We start from the raw sequence: 21,528 nt of genomic DNA, 5'->3' as shown, positions 1-21,528 counted from the left end.
GGGCCGCCGAGGCTTAGGTGCGGTGCTGCTGTTCAACCCCGGAGGCTGCCCCGATGTTCGACCGTCCCCCCGAAACATCCTCTGCGGAGAACCAAGGCCCGGGCGAGGCCCCGCTTCAGGACAGTATCGAACGCCTGTGCGCCCTCTACGATCGCCTGCTGGGTCAGGCACCCGGCGGCATGACCGAAACCGCATCGGCCGAGCTCAAGGCCCTAGCCGGGGTCTATGACCTGGACATCGACCGAGCCGACACCGAGGTCTGGGCCGACTTGCGCGCCGTCCTGATCCGCCAGACCGCACCCGGCGACGCCACGACGCCGGTCTCGACCGAGACCTACACCCTGATGCTGGTCGAGGACGATCCGGAGATGGCCGCCGACCTGACCGCCCTGCTGTCCGAGGCCGGTCACCGCATCATCGGACCCTTCCACAACGCCGAGGCAGCCGAGGCGATGGCCGCGCTCCAGCCGATCGACCTGGCGCTGCTGGACATCAATCTGTCGGGCGAGGGGGACGGCATCACGCTTGCCCGGACGCTCAAGACCCGCTGGGGCGTGCGCAGCCTGTTCCTGTCGGGCGATCTGCCCGCCGCCGCGCGCCACGCCGAACTGGCCGAGGCCCTGGTGCTCAAACCCTATACGGGCCGCGAGGTGCTGGACGCGGTGGCGCGCATCGGAGCCGGCTGAGCCTTATCGCCCTGACGATGCGAGGAATACTCCCCTCGGCCGCTAGGATTTGTCGCTTTACCGTGGGCCGGTCGCATCTGAAAACCTGACCACGGTTTCAACACAGGCCTCCATGCAAGATTTCTGGATCTTCCTGCTCGTCGGTTTCGGTGCCCAGATCGTCGATGGTGCCCTGGGCATGGCCTATGGCGTGATCTCGTCGACGGTGCTGCTGGCCTTCGGGGTGCCGCCGGCGACAGCCTCGGCCAGCGTCCATGCCGCCGAGGTCTTCACAACGGCCGCCTCGGCCGGGTCCCACGCGGTCAACAAGAACGTCAACTGGGGCCTGTTCGTGCCCCTGGCCCTGGGCGGGGCGCTGGGCGGGGGCCTGGGGGCCTTCGTCCTGACCAGTATCGACGGCGACCTGCTGAAGCCCTGGATCACCGCCTATCTGTCGATCATGGGCCTGGTCATCATCTGGCGCGCGACCAAACAGACCCGAGAGCGGGTGTTTCCGACCAGGCTGGCCGGACCGCTGGGACTGGTCGGGGGCTTCTTCGATGCCATCGGCGGCGGCGGCTGGGGCCCCACCGTCACTACCACCATGGTCGGCTCGGGTCAGGATCCGCGCATCTCGATCGGCACGGCCAATACGGCGGAGTTCTTCGTCACCGCGACCATCTCGGCCACCTTCCTGGCGGCCCTGCTGACCGGTCACTGGCAACAGGCGGACGGGGTGGTGGACCACGCCATGTCGGTGATCGGACTGATCGTCGGCGGCCTGCTGGCCGCGCCCTTCGCCGGCATCATCGCCCGCATCGCCCCCAAGCGCGTGCTGACCTACGGCGTCGGCGCGGTGGTGCTGTTCAGCGCCGGCTATCAGGCGCTGCGGCTGTTCGGGGTGCTCTGAGCCGGCCTTCAGGGCTGGAGGCGATACCCGCCCGCGTCGGTCAGCAACAACCGCGCCGCGCCGGGCTCGGGCTCAATCTTCTGGCGCAGGCGGTAGATGTGCGTTTCCAGGGTGTGGGTCGTGACCCCGGCGTTGTAGCCCCAGACCTCGGTCAGCAGTTCCTCGCGCGAGATCGGCTTGGCCCCGGCGCGATAGAGGTATTTCAGGATATTGGTCTCTTTTTCCGTCAGCCGGATCTTCTTGCCCTTGTCGTCGAGCAGCAGCTTGCCCGCCGGGCGGAACTCGTAGGGGCCGATGGCGAAGACGGCGTCCTCGGACTGTTCGTGGCTTCTCAGGTGCGCACGGATGCGGGCCAGCAGGACCGCGAACCGGAAGGGCTTGGTCACATAGTCGTTGGCCCCCGAATCCAGCCCCAGCACGGTGTCGGCGTCCGAATCCTGGGCCGTCAGCATGATGACGGGGGTCGAGACCCCGTCCTTGCGCAACAGGCGGCAGGCCTCGCGCCCGTCCATGTCGGGCAGGTCCACGTCCAGCAGGATCAGGTCGGCGCGGATCTCTCGCCCCAGCCGCACGCCCTCGGTGGCCGTCGCGGCCTGAACCGTGCGGAACTCCTCGTGCAGCGCCAGCTGTTCGGCCAGGGCCTCGCGCAGGTCGTCGTCGTCGTCGATGATGAGCAGGGTCTTGGCTGTGGGCATGTCAGTAACAATGGCGAGGCTTGGCCCATCCGCCAAGGGCGAGCGGGAAAATGAAGCGGAATCAGACCCTAGAGGGTGCCTCGGGCGACTTTCGTTCCCCGAAGATCGCCGATCCGACCCGGACATGGGTTGCGCCGAACCGAATCGCCGTCTCGAAATCGCCGCTCATCCCCATGGACAGGACCTTCAGGCCGTTCCGCTCGGCGAGCCTGGCCAGCAGGGCGAAATGCAGCCCCGCCGCCTCGTCCACCGGCGGAATGGCCATCAGACCCTCGACCGACAGGCCGTAGTCGTCGCGGGCGCTGTTCAGGAAGGCGTCGAGGTCGCGGGGGATGATGCCGGCCTTCTGCGGCTCCTCGCCGGTATTGACCTGGACCAGCAGGCGCGGCGACCGGCCGGCCTTCTGGATCGCCGTGGCCAGGGCCCGGGCCAGGCTGTCGCGGTCCAGGGTCTCGATGACGTCGAACAGGGCCACCGCATCGGCCGCCTTGTTGGACTGCAGGGCCCCGATCAGCCGCAGCTCGACGTCGGCGGACCGGGCGCGTTCCTCGGTCCAGCGCGTTTGCGCCTCCTGCACCCGGTTTTCGCCGAAGACGCTCGCCCCGGCGGCCAGGGCGGCGTCGATCGCCTCGCGGCCTTGCGTCTTCGACACGACGGTGAGGGTGACGGAGGCGGGATCGCGACCGCAGGCCTCGGCGGCGGCCCGGATGCGCCCGTCGATCAGGGCCAGCCGGTCGGCGATGGACGCGGGCCATATGGACGCGGGGCTCTCGACAGGAGATGAGGGCATGATGGACCTCTCGGGCGACGCAAGGACACTGTGGGACGCCGCCGTGGCTCTAGCCCGCGCCGCTGCGCCTGTCAGCCCGCGCCGATTGCCGCCCCTGCTGTTCTTCACCGACCCGGTGAGGACGCCAGAGCCGTTGCGGACGGCCGAGCGCCTGCCGGAGGGGGCCTGCGTGGTGTATCGGGGCTTTGGACGAGAGGACGCCGAGGTTGTGGGCCGACACCTGCGCCGGATCACCACCGATCGGGGCGTCAGATTGCTGATCGGGCTGGATGCCGACCTGGCCGAACGGATCGAAGCGGACGGGGTCCACCTGCCCGAACGGGCGGCGGGCCAGGCGGCGGCGCTGCGGGCGCGCAATCCCGACTGGCTGCTGACGGCGGCCCGCCATCTGCCGGAAGGGGCTGCGCCCGACGGTCTCGACGCCCTGGTGCTGTCGCCGATCTTCAAAGCGGGTGGGACGTCGTCCGTGAAGCCGGCCCTGGGGGTCGAGGCGATCGTGGCCCTCGTTCGGTCAACCGGCCTGCCGGTCTATGCTCTGGGCGGCTTGGGTCTGGAGACGGTGGGCCGGTTGGCCGGGAGCGGCGCGTGCGGATTGGCTGGCGTTGATGCCATCCAGCAGGCCTTCGGGCCGAAACCCTAGAAGCGGAAGATCGATTCCAGACGGATGCGCGGCTGGGAGCGGCGATCGGTCTCGGGGGCACGGGCCGGATCCTGAACCTGACGGCCCAGGGTGGCGGCGGCACCGACGCTGAGGCGCGGCGTGACCGAATAGTAGGCACCGGCTTCGGCGTCACCCCAACGGGCTTCGCGGCCCACGGGCTGGTTCATGTTGAAGTTCAGGCCCCAGCGACCGTTCTCGTTCCAGCGCAGGCCACGACGTTGCGGGGCGGCCTGCGAACTCTGGGCGGCGGAGGCTTCGGACAGGGAAACGGCGGGCGCGCGCGAACGCGTCTGCGCGGAGGCTTCTCCGGCGACGGTCACAAGGGCGGCGGCCCCGATAAGTCCTGCGATGATCGCGCCGAACCGCATTTCCAACCCTTCATCGCGACCGACAGGCCGCGCTACAGACGAACCGGTGTCTTCACCGTGAACAGCCGCGATTAGACACCCCGCGACCGTTCGGTCAACGCAACGAGCCCAAATCACCCTGGTTCCAGCGACTCTGGACCGGGCTGTGGCCCATGCGTCACGCGACAGGTGGGGGCCGGGCCGGTCGCTTGCAACGCCAAGGGGGCAGCTTCGCCTTGTCATTGCCCCTTTTCAGCGTGTTATAGAGCCACGCTACGGTGCCGACCTTGCAGAGGCGGCGCTGTCGCCCCTGCGCGGCCGTCAGGCTCAAGCGGTTCGGCGTCCACAGACTTGACGGAGATTTTCTTGATGGCCCCCCACACAGCGACGGCCAGGACCCGGTCAACGACCCTGACCCGGAGTGTCGCGATCGCCGCCATCGCCTCCGGCCTGTTGCTGTCCGCCTGTGGCGGCATCCCCTTCATGGGCAAGCGCGACGACACGGCGGCCCGCACGGCGGCGGCCCAGGCCGGGATCGGCGTCAACGCCTATCTGTGGCGCGCCACCCTCGACACCCTCAGCTTCATGCCCCTGATGACCGCCGATCCGTGGGGCGGGGTCGTCAACTATGACTGGTACGTCAACCCCCAGACGCCGAACGAGCGTTTCAAGGCCACGGTCTTCATCCTCGACACCCGTCTGCGGGCCGACGCCCTGAACGTCACGGTGACGAAAGAGGTCAAGGATGCCTCGGGGGCCTGGACCAGCGCGCCCGTCGCCGCCCAGACCGAGACCGACCTCGAGAACGCCATCCTGACCAAGGCGCGTCAGCTGAACCTCGCCAACGCGGGCTGAGCCAGGCTCAACCCGCTCTCTTTTGGGGCGCTAACGCTCTGCTCGCGGAGCCTCGCGGCTTGAGCGCGACGCGCGTCCCGATTTTCTTGGGCCGTCTTGCCATTCGGGCTATGTGAGCGCGGAGGGGATCGCCCTCTCCGCTTCCAGGATTCCCGTGGCCCGTTACGACTCCAAGACCGCCGAACCCCGCCAGCAGGCGCGCTGGGCCCAGGCCGACGCCTTCGTCGCGAAGGATACCGGCCGGCCGAAATACTATGTGCTCGAGATGTTTCCCTATCCGTCGGGGAACATCCACATGGGTCACGCCCGCAACTATGTGATGGGCGACGTCGTGGCGCGTCACAAGCGCGCCCAGGGCTTCGATGTCCTGCATCCCATGGGCTGGGACGCCTTCGGCATGCCGGCCGAGAACGCGGCCATGGAGCGGGGCATCCATCCCAAGGGCTGGACCTACGACAATATCGCCGCGATGCGCGAGCAGCTGAAGCTGCTGGGCCTGTCGCTGGACTGGAGCCGCGAATTCGCCACCTGCGATCCCGAATACTACGGCAAGCAGCAGGCCTGGTTCCTGGAGCTGTACCGGCGCGGTCTGGTCTATCGCAAGGATGGCGTGGTCAACTGGGACCCCGTCGACAACACCGTCCTGGCCAACGAACAGGTCATCGACGGGCGGGGCTGGCGCTCGGGCGCGATCGTCGAGAAGCGCAAGCTGAACCAGTGGTTCCTGCGTATCACCGACTATGCCGACGACCTGATCGAGGGGTTGAAGACCCTGGAAGGCCGCTGGCCCGACAAGGTCCGGCTGATGCAGGAAAACTGGATCGGCAAGTCCAAGGGCGCGACCCTGTGGTGGGATATCACGGTCGCCCCCGACTTCCTGCCCGCCTCGCCCGAAGGCGAACCCAACCACGCCCGCGACCCGATCGAGGTCTATACGACCCGGCCTGACACCCTGTTCGGGGCCAGTTTCCTGGCCCTGGCCCCCGACCATCCTCTGACCAAGGCGATCGCCGCCCATCGCCCCGACGTCGCCGCCTTCGCCGAGGCCTGCGCCCGGACCAGCACCAGTGAAGCCGACATCGAGAAGGCCGAAAAGCTGGGTGTGGACCTGGGCGTCCGCGTTCGCCATCCCTTCGACCCCGACAAGACCCTGCCGGTCTGGGCGGCCAATTTCGTGCTCTCAACCTACGGATCGGGGGCCATCTTCGGCTGCCCCGCCCACGACCAGCGCGACCTGGACTTCGCCCGCAAATACGACCTGCCCGTCACCCCCGTGGTCAGGCCCGACGGGGCCGACACCGTCGAGATCGGGACCGAGGCCTATGTCGGTCCGGGCTCCATCTTCAACTCCGACTTCCTGGACGGCCTGTCGGTCGAAGACGCCAAGGCCGCCGCGATCGAACGCATAGAGGCCGCCGGTCAGGGCAAGGGGGCGACCATCTATCGCCTGCGCGACTGGGGCGTCAGCCGACAGCGGTACTGGGGCTGTCCGATCCCGGTCATCCACTGCGAGGCCTGCGACGTCGTTCCGGTTCCGGCGGACCAGTTGCCCGTCGTCCTGCCCGATGACGTGACCTTCGACGTGCCCGGCAACCCCCTGGCCCGGCACCCGACCTGGAAACACGTCAAATGCCCGTCCTGCGGGGCCGATGCGACGCGCGAGACCGACACCCTCGACACCTTCGTCGATTCCAGCTGGTATTTCGCCCGTTTCCCCGATCCCACGGCGGCCGAGCCGATCAACGCCGCCGCCGCCGACCACTGGCTGGCGGTCGACCAGTATATCGGCGGGGTCGAACACGCGGTCCTGCACCTGCTCTATGCCCGGTTCGTGACCCGCGCCCTGGCCGACGCCGGGATGCTGTCGGTGCGCGAGCCCTTCGCCGGCCTGTTCACGCAAGGGATGGTGGTCCACGAGACCTATCGCCGCGCCGACGGGGGCTGGGTCGAACCGACCGACGTGGACCTGAAGAACGACAACGGTGTCCGCAGCGCCCGTCAGCTCTCGACCGGCGAGACCCTGATGATCGGCGACATCGAGAAGATGTCCAAGTCCAAGAAGAACGTCGTCGCGCCGCAGGAAATCCTCGACAGCCACGGCGTCGACGCGGGCCGCCTGTTCGTCCTGTCCGACTCACCGCCCGAGCGCGATGTCCAGTGGACCCCCGGCGGGGTCGAGGGCGCCAGCCGCTTCGTCCAGCGCGTCTGGGCCGAGTTCGACGCCTATGATGCGGCTCCCGAGGGCGACGCGACGGCCAACACCGCCATGGTCCGCGAGACCCACAAGGCCATCACGGCCGTGTCCGAAGGCGTCGAAGGCTTCCGCTTCAACTCGGCCATCGCGAAACTGTACGCCTTTCTGGCCACGGTCCGTGACGCGAAGGACGCGGGCGGTGCGGCGAAGGCGCAGGCCCTGTCGGCCCTGGCCCGGTTGATCGCCCCCTTCACCCCCCACCTGGCCGAGGAAGCCTGGGCGCGGCTGGGCCAAGACGGCATGGTCCTGGACGCCCCATGGCCCGTCTTCGACGCAGGCCTCGCCGCCGATGACGAGGTCGTCCTTCCCATCCAGATCAACGGCAAGCGCCGGGGCGAGATCACGATGCCGCGCGGGGCCGATCCCAAGGCCGTCGAAGCCGAGGCGCTCGCCAATCCCGCCGTTCAGGCCTATCTGGAAGCCAACGCCCAATCCATCCGCAAGGTCATCGTCGTGCCCGACCGCATCGTCAATCTGGTAGCCGGATGAGCCGGGGGCGCCCGGCGGCGCTTAGCCTCGTTGCGATTTCGATGGCGGGACTGTTGACCAGCGCCTGCGGATTTACGCCGATGTACGCCACGGGCGGCGCTCCGGTCATGTCGCGGATCGCGGTGACGGCCGAGGACAACCGTCTGGGTTATCGCCTGCGCGAACAACTCGAGGACTCCCTCGGCTGGGACCGGGGATCGCAACCGGCCTGGCGCCTGACCACCCTGACCGAACAGAGCCGCCGTCCGCTCGGCCGCCGGATCGACGATACCGCCACCCGCTATGAACTGACCGTCCGCACGGCCTGGACACTGACGCCCACAGGCGCGGGCACGCCCCTGACCGGCGTCGAGACCGCGACCCTGACCTACGCCGCCGCCGACCAACCCTACGCCGCTATCGCCGCCCAGCAGGACGGCGAGGACCGCGCCGCCGCCGAACTGGCCCGACTGATCCGTCTGGATATCCTCAGGGCGCTGTCCCAGTGATCCTCACCCGCCTCTTCGCGGGGGAGGGGGACCACGAAGTGGTGGAGGGGGCGACCCCAGACACCACGCTTGGTTTCGCCCCCTCCACCGCCTGCGGCGGTCCCCCTCCCCCGTTCGCTACGCTCCGGGTGAGGATTTTCTCATGATCCTGGCCAAGCGGCCCGAGATCGACCGCTTCCTGGCCCGTCCGGACGCAGGGATCCGGGCCGTCCTCATTCATGGCAAGGACCGCTCGGGCGTCTCCGAGCGCGCCACCGTCCTGTGCAAGACGGTCACACCGGACCTCAACGACCCCTTCAACGTCACCGTCCTGACCGACAGCGATATCGACGGCGATGAGGCGCGGCTGGAAGAGGCCCTGACGGCGCTCAGCATGATCGGCGGACGGCGTCTGATCCGCGTGCGATTGGGTGGCGACAAGGCCTCGATCGACAAGATGCTGGCGGCCGTGGTCAAGACCCACGGCGACGGCGGCTTCAACCCCGACGCCATGCTGGTCATCGAGGCTGGCGCGCTTGGCCGCGAGTCCGCGCTGCGCAAGGCCGCCGAGGCCGGCAAGGGCTCGGCCGCCATCGTCTGCTACGAGGACGAGACCGGCGACGTCGCCCGCATGACCCGCGAGGCCCTGGCCGGGGAAAAGGTGTCGCTGACGTCCGATGCGCTCGACCGGTTCGTGTCCCGCCTGCCCCGCGAGCGCGGCCTGATGCGCCAGGAGATCGAGCGGCTGGTGCTCTATATCGGTCCCGGCTCGGGCCGTCAGATCGACGTGGCCGAGCTGGAGGCCCATCTGGGGGTCGAACCCGACGCCTCGCTTCAGGACGCGGCACTGCAGGCCTTCGGCGGACGTCCCGCGCCCTCGCAGTCGGGCCTGCGCCGCGCGCTCGCCGAGGGCGAGAGCGCCGTCATGGCGGTGCGTCAGGCCTCGATCCACCTGGGCAAGCTGCGGCGCATCAATGTGCTTCAGGAGACCGGCAGCGGCGCCAAGGAGGCCGCCAAGGCTGCCGGCGTCTTCTGGAAACAGGAGGCCGAAATGCTGCGTCAGGCCCGCGCCTGGCGCCTCGACGACCTCGACCGGGTGCTGGACAGCATCAACACCGCCGATGTGGCGACGAAGACGACGGGAATGCCCGAGGCCCTGATCGCCGAACGGCTGCTGCTGGAGATTGCGGCGCGGGCCAAGCGTCTGGGGTTGTAGCTCTCCTCCCCGTCGCGAAGCGATGGGGCTGCGGGCGGCTCGTATACGAGCCGTCCTCAGGCAGCGAGCCTCTTGCGAGCTGACGGAGGGGGCGTCTCGCTGCCTTGAACCGGGGCTTGGGAGGCCCCTCGGAGAAAGCGTGTCGCCCCCTCCGTCACGGCTCGAAGCCGAGCCGCGCCACCTCCCCATGCTACGCACGGGGAGGAGATGCCACCTATCCCCGCTTCGACGCCTTCTTGAATGCGGGCTTGGCCATGGCGGCGCTCTTGGCCTGGGCGGCCTTTTCGGCGTGCTGGGCGGGTTTGAAGCCACCGCCACCGCCGGCTGCACCGGCCTTCTTGGCGGCGAGGACGCGTTTCAGGGCTTCGGCGGGGGTCTCAGGCGTATCGTTCATGGCGTCAGCCTAGCACGGGATGGCCGCTACAGGCGCATAAGACGCCGACAGAGATCGTCGAGCTGTTCGAGCGTGGCGTAGGACAGGACCAGGTCCCCCTTCCCGCCCCTGTCGGCGAGCGATACCTTGAGCCCCAGGGCGTCGGCGAGGTCGTTCTCCAGCGCCGCGATGTCAGCGGCTCCCTCGCGGGAACCGCCTCCGGCCTTCGTCACTGGCGCGGCCGGACCTGCGGCGGCCTTGCGGGCCAGCGCTTCGGTCTGGCGCACGTTCAGGCCGTCGCGGTGGACCTGTTCTGCGAGGGCTGCGGGGTCGGGCGCGGTGACCAGGGCCCGGGCATGGCCGGCGCTGAGCCGACCGTCGCGGACATAGTCGATGACCCCGTCGGGGAGTTGCAACAGGCGGATGGTGTTGGCGACGTGACTGCGGCTCTTGCCGACGATGCCGGCGACCATGTCCTGGGTCCGGGCGAACTGTTCCATCAGCTGTTTGTAGGCCTCGGCCTCTTCGATGGGGTTCAGGTCGGCGCGCTGGACGTTCTCGATGATCGCGACCTCGAAGACCTCGGCGTCGTCCATTTCGCGGATGACGACGGGCACCTCGGTCAGGCGGGCCGCCTGGGACGCGCGCCAGCGGCGTTCGCCGGCGACGATCTGGTACAGGTCGGCCTGTCCGGTGATCGGCCGCACGAGGATGGGCTGGAGCACCCCCTTGTCGCGGATGGAGTTGGCCAGTTCGTCCAGCTGTTCCTGGGCGAAGATCTTGCGGGGCTGGTGGGGGTTGGGCTTGATCTGCTCGATCGGCAGGGTGGTGACGCCACGCGATGCATCACCGGTGACCGACACCGGTTCGTTGATGGTCTCACCCATCAGGGCAGACAGACCGCGACCCAGACCGCGTTGACGTTCAGACACTTCAGGCAATTCCGTTCGTTAAGGTTCAGGCGGCGAGTTGGGCGCGGCGACGGCGCTCGCGGCCGACCACTTCCTTGGCGAGGCGCAGATAGGCCTGGCTGCCGGTGCATTTCAGGTCATAGATCAGGACAGGCTTGCCGAACGACGGGGCCTCCGAGACCCTGACGTTGCGGGGAATGACGGCGTCATAGACCTTGTCGCCGAAATGGCTGCGTACATCGGCCGCTACCTGACCCGACAGGGCATTGCGGCGATCGTACATGGTCAGGACCAGACCCTGGATTTCCAGAGACGGGTTCAGGCTCTGACGGACCATCTCGATCGTCTTCATCAACTGCGTCAGGCCCTCCAGCGCAAAGAATTCGCACTGCAGGGGCACCAGCACCCCGTCGGCGGCCGCCATGGCGTTGAGCGTCAGAAGGTTCAGGGACGGCGGGCAGTCGATGAGGACGTAGTCATACGCGGTATGGCCAGCATCGGCGGGCTTTTCGAGGGCATCGCGCAGTCGATAGGATCGCCGGTCTGCCTGACTCAGTTCGATCTCGACACCCGACATATCGGCATCGGCGGGGATGATGAACAGGCCCGGGACGCTGGTCTGGACCGCCGCTTCGTGGACCGACCGTCCGTCGACCACCACGTCGTAAATCGTGATCCGGCGTGTTTCACGTGGAACACCCAAACCCGTCGAGGCATTGCCCTGGGGGTCCATGTCGACGATCAGGACTTTTTCCCCGATCGCCGCCAGGGCCGTGCCCAGGTTGATGGCCGTCGTCGTCTTGCCCACCCCACCCTTCTGGTTGGAGACGGCAAGCACACGGGTTCGCTTTTCGCGTTCAAGAGCCACGGCGCAGTGTCCTGACGGTTAGGATTCGTCCGCGCGGATCGCTGCGGGAGACGGAGAGGTCTGCATCCACTTGCCAGACCTTGCGGGCCTCTTGCAACTCGGCTTCGGCCTTCTCTCCCTTGAGAAACAGACCTTGTGCACCGAACTTCAGATAGGGCTGTGCATAACCCAGAAGTTTCTCCAGCGGGGCGACCGCGCGGGCCGTCACGACATCGACCTTGATCTCCTGTTCCTCGGCCCGGCCCCAGACGACGGTCGCCGGCAGGTCCAGTTCGTCGACGACAGTCTGGAGGAAACGGCAGCGCTTCTGGAGCGAATCGATCAGCCAGACATGGGCGTCGGCACGGCCTTTCAACAGGATCGCCAGAACGACCCCCGGGAACCCTGCCCCGGCCCCCAAATCGGCCCAGGTGCGGGCCTCGGGCGCGAGGTCGAGCAGTTGGGCCGAATCGAAGGCGTGGCGGTTCCAGAAGTCCGGCAGGCTGTCGGGCCCGACAAGATTCATCACCGCATTGGCCTCCGTCAGCCGATCGAGGAAGACGGCGAGGTCCGCCATCCGCTCGGGCCAGGCCCCGGTCGCCGTTTGAAACTCTGCGGGGGTCACGCGGCGACGGTGTCCGCTTTGGCGGAACGTTTCACGTGCGACAAGAGCGCGGTCAGGGCACCGGGCGTCATGCCCTCGATCCGGCCGGCCTGGCCCAGGGTCGTGGGCCGCACCAGGCTGAGTTTCTCGCACAGCTCGTTCGACAGGCCGCCGATCGCCGCGTAGTCGATGTCGTGTCCCAGGGCCAGCGACTCTTCCCGACGCAGGGCCTGGGCGTCGGCGGCCTGCCGATCCAGATAGCCGGCATAGCCTGCGTCGATCTCGACCTGCTCGCGCACAGAAGCGGGCCAATCGGCAATCCCGGGATGAGCACCGACGAACGCCGACAGGTCCACGCCGGGATAGGCCAGCAGATCGCGCATCGTCCGCCGCTGTCCATCGGGATTGACGGTGATGCCCAGCGCCTGCGCCTCCTTCGGGGTGAAGGTTGTTTCGCGGACCAGGGCCGAGGCCTCAGAGAGGGCGACCGCCTTGGCCCCGTATCGTGCGGCGCGGTCAGACGAGACGATGCCGAGCGCGATCCCAAGTGGAGTCAACCGTTGATCGGCGTTATCGGCCCGAAGCGTCAAACGGTACTCCGCACGGCTTGTAAACATCCGGTAGGGCTCGGTCACACCGCGTGTGACCAGATCGTCGATCATCACCCCGATATAGGCCTGGTCCCGCCCCAGCTGGATTTGCGAGGCACCTGCAGCCAGACGCGCCGCGTTGAGCCCCGCAATCAACCCTTGACTCCCCGCCTCCTCATACCCGGTCGTGCCGTTGATCTGACCGGCCAGAAACAGGCCCGGCCGCCGCTTGACCTCGAGCATGGGGGTCAGCTCGCGCGGATCGACATAATCGTACTCGATCGCATAGCCGAAGCGGAAAACCTCGACCGATTCCAGACCGGGCATGGTCCGCAGAAACGCCATCTGGGTCTCGGGCGAGACCGAGGTGGAGATGCCGTTCGGATAGACCGTCGGATCGTCCAGCCCCTCGGGTTCCAGGAAGACCTGGTGCGAGGTCTTGTCGGCGAATCGCACCACCTTGTCCTCGATCGAGGGACAGTAGCGCGGGCCGCGTCCGGTCAGGTGGCCGCCATAGACGGCGCTCTCACCCAGGTTGGCGGCGATGATGTCGTGGGTTGCCTGGGTCGTGTGAGTGATGCCACAGGCGATCTGGGGCACGTCGATCCGGTCGGTCAGGAAGCTGAACGGTACAGGAACCTCATCGGCCGCCTGCATCTCCAGCCGGTCCCAGGCGATGGTCCGACCGTCGAGCCGCGCCGGAGTGCCGGTCTTGAGCCGCCCCATCAACAGGCCTGCGCCATAGAGGTCGGCGGCCAGACCGGTCGAGGGCGCGTCACCGCGTCGGCCGGCGGGCGTCCGCTCCTCCCCGCAGTGAATCACGCCGTTCAGGAAGGTGCCCGTGGTCAGGACCACGGCCCCAGCGCGGATCGCCACCCCCTCCCCGGTCGTCACCCCGCAGACGCGATCGCCGTCGAGAATCAGTCCCTCGGCGGTCCCCGCCATCAGGGTCAGGTTCGGGGTCCGGGCCAGCTCGGCCTGCATGGCCTCGCGGTACAGGCGGCGATCGATCTGGCTGCGTGGCCCCTGGACGGCAGCACCCTTGGACCGGTTCAGCAGGCGGAACTGGATCCCGGCCTTGTCACCGATCCGTCCCATCAAGCCGTCCAGGGCGTCGATCTCGCGCACCAGATGGCCCTTGCCCAGGCCGCCGATGGCCGGGTTGCACGACATTTCGCCGATGGTCTCGAGCTTCTGGGTCAGCAGCAGGGTGCGCGCGCCCGACCGTGCCGCAGCCGCCGCCGCCTCACAGCCGGCATGGCCACCGCCGATGACGATGACGTCGAAGGTCGAAGGGGAGTTCATGGCGCGGGACATAGGGGAAACGGCGGGGAATTTCCACGCTATGTTCTCCTCCCTGTCGGCGCAGCCGATGGGGAGGTGGATCCGAGCGCCTTCGCGAGGAGACGGAGGGGGCGACTCGGTGCCTGGCGTGAGGATTGTCAGAGGGCTCGCCGTCGAGGCCGTGTCGCCCCCTCCGTCACGGCGCTGAAGAAGCGCCGCGCCACCTCCCCATGCTGCGCATGGGGAGGAGAGCCGTCCGTCTCACTTCCCGATGCAGAAGGTGGAGAAGACCTCGCCGAGGACGTCTTCGACCCCGATCGCGCCCGTGACACGCGCCAGGGCGTCGGCGGCGCGGCGGAGGTCGTCGGCGGCCATCTCCGGGGCGATGTCGAGGGCGATGCGACCCGCCTCGACGGCGGCGAGGGCCTCGGTCAGGCGTAGACGATGACGTTCGCGGGTCACGGCCGGGAAGTCGGTCCCCGAAAGATCACGGGCCAGGCGGGCGGCGATCCAGTCGTGAAGCTCCGCCAGTCCCTGACCCGTCGTCGTGCTGAGCCTGATCGTGTCGTGGTTGGATGACGATCCCGGCGTGCCAAGGTCGGCCTTGGTCAGGACCACCAGGTCGTCGGCCCGTGCGAACCCGGCAGCGGCCCCCTCAGGGTCGCCGGGCGCGCGGACCCACAGGCGCAGGTCGGCATCCTGAGCCCGCGCCCGGGCACGACGCACGCCCTCGGCCTCGATCGGATCATCGCTGTCGCGCAGACCGGCGGTGTCCGACAGGGTGACGGCATAGCCGCCGATGACCAGTTCGGCGTCCAGCACGTCGCGGGTGGTGCCGGCGATCGGGGTCACGATGGCTGCTTCACGTGAAACAAGGGCGTTGAACAGGGACGACTTGCCGGCGTTGGTCTCGCCGATCAGGACGATGCGATAACCCTCCCGGACACGACGGCCCCGGTCCGCGTCGGACAGGGCGGCCCGCAGATCCGCCGCCAGACGATCCAGGACAGGCCCTGCCGTGCGGGCCAGATTGTCCGGGATCTCCTCGTCCGGAAAGTCGATCTCCGCCTCGACCAGCGCCAGAGCCGTCAGCAGGTCCCGTCGGAACCCGCCATAGGTCGCGCTGAGCGCGCCGTCGAGCTGGCCCAGCGCCTGGGCCGCCTGGGCCGTGGTCTCGGCGTCGATCAGATCGGCGACGGCCTCAGCCTGGGCCAGGTCCATCCGGCCGTTCTCGAAGGCCCGGCGTGTAAACTCTCCGGGCTCGGCAGGGCACAGGCCAAGCGCGATCAGCGCGTTCAACGCCGCCTCGACCACCGCCCGGCCGCCATGCAGATGCAGCTCTGCGCAGTCCTCGCCAGTGTAGGATCGTGGACCGGGGAACCGGAGAACCAGCGCCTGGTCGATGACGGTCCCCTGGTGGGTCAGGTTGCGCAAGGAGGCGAGGCGGGGCTTGGGACTGCCTGCGCCGAGAGCGCCCAAGGCGGCATCGGTTCCTGGGCCTGAGAGGCGCAGGATGGCGATCGCGCCGCGTCCCGGCGGGGTGGCGAGTGCGAAGACGGTGGAGGTCAACGCTCTCCTCCCCATGAAATGGGGAGGGGGACCCCCAAGGGGTGGAGGGGCTGTGTCAGCGCAGGCGATCGCTGACACAGCCCCTCCGTCTCCTCGCGAAGAGCTCCGATCCACCTCCCCATCGCTCCGCGATGGGGAGGAGAAGCTTGCATCACGGCTTGGTCACCGACGTCGCCGCTGCCTGCATCAACTGCCGGAACTGGTCCTGGGCCTGGAGGCCGAAGCTGGTCCAGGACTTCATCAGTTCCTCGGGCTGCATCGCCGACATGTTGGCGTCCATCCGCTTCTGCATCTCGGCGACCAGGTGGTCGTTCAGCGGCTCCACATTGGGCAGGCCCAGAAAGGCGCGCGCCTCGGCGGGTTCGCACTCGATCTCGATATTGACTTTCACGGCGGCGCTCCGACCTAGAGTTCATGCGTTCTTAGGCCGATCCGGCCCCCGAAAGGAACCCGCCAATGCCCACCTCGCACCCCTCGTTCGCAAGGAACCCGGCCTGATGCGCGCCGTCAGGATGGAGACACCCGGCGGACCCGAGGTGATGACCGTGGTCGATGTCCCGACCCCCGAGCCCGGCCCCGGTCAGGTTCGCGTCCGGCACGAGGCGATGGGCCTGAACTTCATCGACACCTATCAGAGGACAGGCCTCTATCCCCTGCCCTGTCCGACGGGTCTCGGGCTGGAGGGCGCAGGGATCGTCGAGGCGATCGGCGAGGGCGTGACGCGGTTCGAGGTCGGCGACCGCATCGCCTATGCCAGCGGCCCGGTCGGCGCCTATGCCGAGGCTCATGTCGTCGAGGCGGCCCGCGCCGTGCATGTGCCGGACGAAGTCCCGCTCACGGTCGCGGCCGGCGTGATGCTCAAAGGCATGACCGCGGAATACCTTGTTCGGCGAACGTTTCACGTGAAACAGGGTCAGGTCATCCTCGTCCACGCGGCTGCCGGAGGCGTCGGTCAGATCCTGTGCCAATGGGCCAAAGGGATCGGCGCAACCGTGATCGGCACGGTCGGATCGGCGGAAAAGGCCGCCCTGGCGCGGACACGAGGCTGCGACCACACCATCCTCTATCGCGACGAAGATATCGCCGCGCGGGTGCGAGAAATCACGGACGGCAAGGGTGTCGCCGTGGCCTATGACTCGGTCGGGGCCACGACCTTCGAGGCGTCTCTGGCCAGCCTCAGCCGGCGCGGGATGCTGGTGATCTTCGGCAATGCTTCCGGCCCGGTCCCGCCGTTCGATCCGTTGAGACTGTCGCGTGGCGGGTCGCTGTTCGTCACCCGGCCGACCCTGTTCGACTATGTCACCACGACCGAGGAGCTGGACGACAGCGCCGCCGCCCTGTTTGCCGAGATCGCCTCGGGACGGGTCAGGATCGAGATCGGCCGGACGTTCAGACTGGAGGATATCCAGGAGGCGCACTGCACGATGGAATCTCGCGACACGACGGGATCGAGCATCCTGGTGCCGTAAGGTCTCCTCCCCGTCGCGCAGCGATGGGGAGGTGGCGCGATGCGACTTCGCATCGTGACGGAGGGGGCGACACGCTGACTGACGTGAGAGGTACGCGAGGCTTCACCGTCGAAACCGTGTCGCCCCCTCCGTCAGCTCGCAAGAGGCTCGCTGCCACCTCCCCATTCGCCAAGCGGCGAACGGGGAGGAGACGTCGCCTTACGTATTCATCGACTGGAAGAAGTCGGCGTTGTTCTTGGACTGGCGCAACTTGTCGAGCAGGAACTCGATCGCGTCCTGCGGGCCCATTGGGTTCAGGATGCGGCGCAGGACATAGGTCTTGGTCAGCTGATCCTTCGGCGTGATCAGCTCTTCCTTGCGAGTGCCGGACTTCAGCACGTCGATGGCGGGGAAGATGCGCTTGTCGGCGACCTTGCGGTCCAGCACGATCTCGGAGTTGCCGGTGCCCTTGAACTCTTCGAAGATCACCTCGTCCATCCGGCTGCCGGTGTCGATCAGAGCCGTGGCGATGATGGTCAGGGAGCCGCCCTGTTCCACGTTGCGTGCCGCACCGAAGAACCGCTTGGGCCGTTGCAGGGCGTTGGCGTCGACACCGCCGGTCAGGACCTTGCCCGAGGACGGGACGGTCGCGTTATAGGCCCGGCCCAGGCGGGTGACCGAGTCCAGCAGGATGACGACGTCGCGCTTGTGCTCGACCAGCCGCTTGGCCTTTTCGATCACCATTTCGGCGACGGCGACGTGGCGGGTGGCTGGTTCGTCGAAGGTCGAAGCCACAACCTCGCCCTTTACGGTGCGCTGCATGTCCGTCACTTCTTCGGGGCGCTCGTCGATCAGCAGGACGATCAGGAAGACTTCGGGGTGGTTCTTCTCGATCGACTTGGCGATGTTCTGCAGCATCACCGTCTTGCCGACGCGCGGCGGGGCCACGATCAGGCAGCGCTGGCCCTTGCCGAGCGGGGCAACGATGTCGATGACCCGGCCCGAGCGATCTTTGAGCGTCGGATCCTGGATTTCCATGTGCAGCCGCTCGTCGGGATAGAGCGGGGTCAGATTGTCGAACAGGACCTTGGTCGAGACCGTTTCCGGGCTCTCGAAATTGATCGTGTCGACCTTGAGCAGGGCGAAATAGCGCTCGCCTTCACGGGGGCCACGAACGGCCCCGTGGACCGTGTCGCCGTTGCGAAGGCCGAAGCGGCGGATCTGCGAGGGCGAGACATAGATGTCGTCCGGACCCGGCAGGTAGTTGGCACCGGGGCTGCGCAGGAAGCCGAAGCCGTCGGACAGGATTTCCAGAACCCCGTCGGCGATGATCTCGACCTCCTCGTCGGCCAGGGCCTTGAGGATGGCGAACAGCAGGTCCTGTTTGCGCAGGTTGCCGGCGTTCTCGATCTCGAGCTGTTCGGCGAAGGCGACCAGGTCGGCGGGGGTCTTGTCGTTCAGTTCCTGAAGCGTGATCCGGCCTGACGGGACGACGGCCTCGCCCTCCTCCTCGTCCTCGGCTTCGGCGGCCTCGATGGCGCTGTCGGCGGCGGCGATCTCTTCGGGGGTCGCGTCGGGCGACTGATCTTCCGAAGAGGGCGTGTCCAGGGCCTCAGCCTCGGGAGCGGCGGACTCGGTGTCGTTGATGTCGGTCATGTCGGGATAGCACTCGGCCGCGCGCCCGGACGCCAGGCGGCGCGGGACGGGAGGCTTGGAAAAGATTGGCCTTGTGGGCCGGAGGGAGGGCGTCGGGTCCGGCGGCGGCTTGAGAAGCCAGGCGCACCGGTCGGCGCAGAGAGAAGGGCAGCGCAGCCGAAGCCACGCCTCACGCGCAGCGAAACCACGGATCGGGGGGCGGGGTCAAGCGGGGCTGAGACGATGGCCCCCTCTCCCAGGGGAAGAGGGAGTTCCTAGAACGTCCACTCCGTCGTCACCGACAGCACCATCACGATGGCCAGCAGGAAGGGAATCTCGTTGGTCATGCGCCAGAACCGGCTGGTCCTCACCGACGTCCCCGCCAGGATCCGCTTGCGCTCCGCCGACAGGAAGCCGTGCCAGCCGAACAGCAGGACGACACCCAGCAGCTTCACGACCATCCACGGCTGGGCGAGGAACTCGGGCCCCCGCATCTGCACGTCGAGATGGATCAGCCAGGTCCCGAAGATCAGCGACAGGGCCGCCGCCGGGTTGAGGATGATCTTCAGCAGCCGCCCCTGCCAGGCACGCAGCAGGGTCCGCATCTCGGTCTTCAGCGGCTCGGGCTTGTCGGCCTGTTCGGCGTCATAGGCATAGAGACGCGGCAGGAACAGCAGGCCGGCCATCCAGGCGATCACGGCCAGGATGTGAAGGCCCCGGGCAATGTCATAAGAGTTCATGCGGCGCGGCCTTCCAGCTCGGCCTGATAGGGACAGGCCTTCCAGCGCGCCTTGCAGCCCTGACCGCAGGGGGCGGTGACGAGGTCGGCGCGCCCGATAGCCCCGGTCACGGCCTCGGCCAGCTGGGCGATGAAGGGCGCCGCGAGACTGACCGTCGGGGTGCGCAGATAGGGGGCGACGCCCAGGCTGTGGGCCAGTTCGCCGTATTCGATGTCGAGCTCGACCAGGGTCTCGATATGTTCGGAGACGAAGGCCACGGGGACGACGATGACACCGACGCCGTCGCTGGCGGCCTGAGCGATCCCGTCGGGCGTGGTCGGCCCCAGCCACTTCATCGGCCCGACCCGGCTCTGATAGCAGAGGACGTGGTCAACGCCTTCGCCCAACCCGGCCATCACGGCAGCGACGGTGGATTCGACCTGTTCCTGGTAGGGATCGCCCTTCTTAAGCACCAGGCTCTCGGGGATGCCGTGGGCCGAGAACAGGACGCGGACCGGATCGTCGCCGGCCTGGACCAGGGCGGCACGAATGCCCTCGACCTGGGCCTCGATCCAGCCGGGTGCCTGGGGGTAGCAACAGACGGCACGGGTGCGGCCCGGCCCGGCATAGGCGGCATTCCAGGCCTTGAGCGAGGACTCGGTCGTCGTCGTCGAGAACTGGGGATAGAGCGGCAGCAGAACGACTTCATCGGGCGCGAAGGCCGCGACATCAGCGGCGGTCTGTTCCGTCAGCGGGTTCCAGTAGCGCATGGCGATGAAGGTGCGGACCTGATCGGCCGGCAAAGTGGCCCCCAGCACAGTCTCAAGCGCCGCCGCCTGTTTGCGGGTCTCGGGCAGCAGGGGCGAGCCGCCGCCTGCGTCCATCATCGCATAATTGGCCTGGGCCGAGGTCTCTCGCCGAGACGAGATCAAGCGGGCCACGGCATTCCTCAGAAATCCCGGCAGGCCGATGATGGCCGGGTCGCTGAACAGGTTGAAGAGGAAGGGCTTGACCGAGGTCGCATCGTCCGGCCCACCCAGGTTGAACAGGACGACGGCGATCCGACGGTTCAGGGTCGGGCCGGTCACTGCGCACCAATCCGCTTGAGGACCTGTTCGACATGGGCGATCGGCACGTCCGGCAGGATGCCGTGGCCCAGGTTGAAGATCCACGGCCCGTCGCCCCAGGCCTGCATCAGCTGATCGACCCGCCGGTCCAGCAGGTCGCCGCCGACGCGCAGCAGCAGGGGATCGAGCGCGCCCTGGATCGGCTTGATGGCCTGAACCCTTTTGCCGATCTCCAGTGGACAGGCGGTGTCGAGCGCCACGGCCTGGACATCGACCTCACGGGCATAGCGTTCGGCATGGGCAGCCGACCCGCGCGGGAAGCCGATCAGGGGCACGGTGACGCCCAGTTCGCGGGATCGGGCCACCAGCCGCTTGTGCGGTTCCAGCACCAGCCGGTCGAACAGGTCGTCGGGCAACCCTTCCGCCCAACTCTCGAAGATCTTCAGCACCTGGGCGCCGGCGTCCTGCTGCATCCGGAAATAATGAGCCGTGGCTTCGATCAGGACGTCGAGCAGCCCGTCGACCTTCTCGCGTTCGGCATAGGCATAGGACCGGGCCGTGGCGCGCTCGCCCTTGCCGATCCGGTTGTGGTGGCCGTCCAGCATATAGGTCGCCACGGTCCAGGGGGCCCCGGCGAACCCGATCAGGGCCCTTTCCGGCTCCAGAGCCGCGCGCACCCGCGACAGCGTCTGGCCGATCGAGGCCAGGTGGTCGCCGGCCCCCGGCGCCATCTCCGCCATCCGGCCGACGACGGGCATTTCGCCCAGACGCGGCCCCTCCCCCGTCTCGAACCAGACATCCTGACCCAGGGCCTGGGGGATCAGAAGGATGTCGGCGAAGACGATGGCGGCGTCGAAGCCGAACCGACGCATGGGCTGAAGCGTCGCCTCGGCCGCCATCTCCGGGTTCATGCAGAAGGCGATGAAGTCGGGGGCCTCCGCCCGCAGAGCCCGGTACTCCGGCAGGTAGCGCCCGGCCTGACGCATGAACCAGACGGGCGGACGGGGCGTAGTCTGTCCGGCGAGGACTTGGAGCAGCGCAGGCGTTGTCATGACCCGGCTCTACGAGACCCCCGCCTTGGTCTCAAGCCCCGCTCTCAAGCCTGACCCTCCCCTTCACCTGAACAAGAATA

22 protein-coding genes are annotated in these 21,528 nt (G+C 67.9%); 8 read left to right on the top strand and 14 right to left on the bottom strand.

Going from position 1 to position 21,528, the window contains the following annotated elements; translation table 11 throughout:
- The first annotated feature begins 53 nt into the window (after positions 1-53).
- Both ACILQR_RS00230 and ACILQR_RS00225 read left to right on the top strand, forming a co-directional pair.
- Positions 54-686, top strand: a complete 633-nt coding sequence (locus tag ACILQR_RS00230; RefSeq protein ID WP_395649515.1) for a response regulator — start codon at positions 54-56, stop codon at positions 684-686.
- Between the two features lie 112 nt (positions 687-798).
- The gene (locus ACILQR_RS00225; RefSeq protein WP_395649514.1) at positions 799-1,575 is read left to right on the top strand and encodes a sulfite exporter TauE/SafE family protein; all 777 of its coding nucleotides are present in this window, start codon (positions 799-801) and stop codon (positions 1,573-1,575) included.
- Positions 1,576-1,583: 8 nt separating this feature from the next.
- Here the strand turns inward: ACILQR_RS00225 and ACILQR_RS00220 are convergent, their stop codons facing one another.
- Positions 1,584-2,270, bottom strand: a complete 687-nt coding sequence (locus ACILQR_RS00220; protein WP_271145818.1) for a response regulator transcription factor — start codon at positions 2,268-2,270, stop codon at positions 1,584-1,586.
- Between the two features lie 61 nt (positions 2,271-2,331).
- Positions 2,332-3,060 (bottom strand): YggS family pyridoxal phosphate-dependent enzyme, encoded by a 729-nt coding sequence (locus ACILQR_RS00215; protein ID WP_395649513.1) that lies wholly within the window; start codon positions 3,058-3,060, stop codon positions 2,332-2,334.
- Between ACILQR_RS00215 and ACILQR_RS00210 the strand changes: the two genes are divergently transcribed.
- Positions 3,059-3,700, top strand: coding sequence for a thiamine phosphate synthase (locus ACILQR_RS00210; RefSeq protein ID WP_395649512.1), 642 nt, complete (start codon positions 3,059-3,061; stop codon positions 3,698-3,700). The two genes, ACILQR_RS00215 and ACILQR_RS00210, sit on opposite strands and share 2 nt — an antisense overlap.
- Here the strand turns inward: ACILQR_RS00210 and ACILQR_RS00205 are convergent.
- Positions 3,697-4,089, bottom strand: a complete 393-nt coding sequence (locus ACILQR_RS00205; RefSeq protein WP_395649511.1) for an NtrZ family periplasmic regulatory protein — start codon at positions 4,087-4,089, stop codon at positions 3,697-3,699. The two genes, ACILQR_RS00210 and ACILQR_RS00205, sit on opposite strands and share 4 nt — an antisense overlap.
- 348 nt (positions 4,090-4,437) lie before the next feature.
- On the opposite strand from ACILQR_RS00205, the gene ACILQR_RS00200 reads away from it, so the two are divergent.
- From ACILQR_RS00200 to holA, 4 genes are all read left to right on the top strand, one after another.
- A complete protein-coding gene (locus ACILQR_RS00200; protein WP_395649510.1) occupies positions 4,438-4,923 on the top strand; it encodes a DUF3576 domain-containing protein in 486 nt (161 codons plus the stop codon).
- 154 nt (positions 4,924-5,077) lie between these two features.
- Positions 5,078-7,666: a leucine--tRNA ligase gene (gene leuS, locus ACILQR_RS00195; RefSeq protein WP_395649509.1), complete on the top strand. Its 2,589-nt coding sequence runs from the start codon at positions 5,078-5,080 to the stop codon at positions 7,664-7,666.
- A gap of 41 nt (positions 7,667-7,707) precedes the next feature.
- Complete coding sequence (gene lptE / locus ACILQR_RS00190) at positions 7,708-8,154, top strand: LPS assembly lipoprotein LptE (protein WP_395649508.1); 447 nt, start codon at positions 7,708-7,710, stop codon at positions 8,152-8,154.
- Positions 8,155-8,296: 142 nt separating this feature from the next.
- The gene (gene holA, locus ACILQR_RS00185) at positions 8,297-9,349 is read left to right on the top strand and encodes a DNA polymerase III subunit delta (protein ID WP_395649507.1); all 1,053 of its coding nucleotides are present in this window, start codon (positions 8,297-8,299) and stop codon (positions 9,347-9,349) included.
- Between the two features lie 214 nt (positions 9,350-9,563).
- Here the strand turns inward: holA and ACILQR_RS00180 are convergent, their stop codons facing one another.
- The 7 genes from ACILQR_RS00180 to ACILQR_RS00150 form a co-directional block, all read right to left on the bottom strand.
- Positions 9,564-9,743, bottom strand: coding sequence for a hypothetical protein (locus ACILQR_RS00180; RefSeq protein WP_271145810.1), 180 nt, complete (start codon positions 9,741-9,743; stop codon positions 9,564-9,566).
- Between the two features lie 26 nt (positions 9,744-9,769).
- A complete protein-coding gene (locus ACILQR_RS00175) occupies positions 9,770-10,654 on the bottom strand; it encodes a ParB/RepB/Spo0J family partition protein (protein WP_395649506.1) in 885 nt (294 codons plus the stop codon).
- A gap of 25 nt (positions 10,655-10,679) precedes the next feature.
- Complete coding sequence (locus tag ACILQR_RS00170; RefSeq protein ID WP_395649505.1) at positions 10,680-11,501, bottom strand: ParA family protein; 822 nt, start codon at positions 11,499-11,501, stop codon at positions 10,680-10,682.
- Positions 11,491-12,057 carry a 16S rRNA (guanine(527)-N(7))-methyltransferase RsmG gene (gene rsmG / locus ACILQR_RS00165; RefSeq protein WP_395649553.1) on the bottom strand — a complete coding sequence of 189 codons (567 nt, stop codon included), beginning with the start codon at positions 12,055-12,057 and terminating at the stop codon, positions 11,491-11,493. The genes ACILQR_RS00170 and rsmG overlap by 11 nt, the downstream gene beginning before the upstream one ends.
- A gap of 44 nt (positions 12,058-12,101) precedes the next feature.
- A complete protein-coding gene (gene mnmG / locus ACILQR_RS00160) occupies positions 12,102-13,979 on the bottom strand; it encodes a tRNA uridine-5-carboxymethylaminomethyl(34) synthesis enzyme MnmG (RefSeq protein WP_395649504.1) in 1,878 nt (625 codons plus the stop codon).
- Positions 13,980-14,219: 240 nt separating this feature from the next.
- Positions 14,220-15,527, bottom strand: a complete 1,308-nt coding sequence (gene mnmE, locus ACILQR_RS00155) for a tRNA uridine-5-carboxymethylaminomethyl(34) synthesis GTPase MnmE (RefSeq protein ID WP_395649503.1) — start codon at positions 15,525-15,527, stop codon at positions 14,220-14,222.
- A gap of 151 nt (positions 15,528-15,678) precedes the next feature.
- The gene (locus tag ACILQR_RS00150; RefSeq protein WP_271145805.1) at positions 15,679-15,918 is read right to left on the bottom strand and encodes a DUF6489 family protein; all 240 of its coding nucleotides are present in this window, start codon (positions 15,916-15,918) and stop codon (positions 15,679-15,681) included.
- Between the two features lie 106 nt (positions 15,919-16,024).
- On the opposite strand from ACILQR_RS00150, the gene ACILQR_RS00145 reads away from it, so the two are divergent.
- Entirely contained in the window at positions 16,025-16,996 is a 972-nt protein-coding gene (locus ACILQR_RS00145) for a quinone oxidoreductase family protein (RefSeq protein ID WP_395649502.1), read from the top strand.
- A 198-nt stretch (positions 16,997-17,194) separates the two neighbouring features.
- Here the strand turns inward: ACILQR_RS00145 and rho are convergent, their stop codons facing one another.
- The 4 genes from rho to hemE all read right to left on the bottom strand — a co-directional run bounded on the left by rho (position 17,195) and on the right by hemE (position 21,448).
- Positions 17,195-18,631 carry a transcription termination factor Rho gene (gene rho / locus ACILQR_RS00140; protein ID WP_395649501.1) on the bottom strand — a complete coding sequence of 479 codons (1,437 nt, stop codon included), beginning with the start codon at positions 18,629-18,631 and terminating at the stop codon, positions 17,195-17,197.
- A gap of 254 nt (positions 18,632-18,885) precedes the next feature.
- Positions 18,886-19,350, bottom strand: coding sequence for a CopD family protein (locus ACILQR_RS00135; protein WP_395649500.1), 465 nt, complete (start codon positions 19,348-19,350; stop codon positions 18,886-18,888).
- A complete protein-coding gene (hemH, locus tag ACILQR_RS00130; RefSeq protein WP_395649552.1) occupies positions 19,347-20,402 on the bottom strand; it encodes a ferrochelatase in 1,056 nt (351 codons plus the stop codon). Before hemH ends, ACILQR_RS00135 begins: the two co-directional genes overlap by 4 nt.
- An 11-nt stretch (positions 20,403-20,413) precedes the next feature.
- Positions 20,414-21,448, bottom strand: a complete 1,035-nt coding sequence (gene hemE / locus ACILQR_RS00125) for a uroporphyrinogen decarboxylase (RefSeq protein ID WP_395649499.1) — start codon at positions 21,446-21,448, stop codon at positions 20,414-20,416.
- Positions 21,449-21,528: the final 80 nt, after the last annotated feature.

The sequence above is a fragment of the Brevundimonas sp. genome, assembly GCF_044239655.1.
GTDB lineage: Bacteria > Pseudomonadota > Alphaproteobacteria > Caulobacterales > Caulobacteraceae > Brevundimonas.
This window is presented reverse-complemented; position numbering and strand designations above follow the sequence as displayed.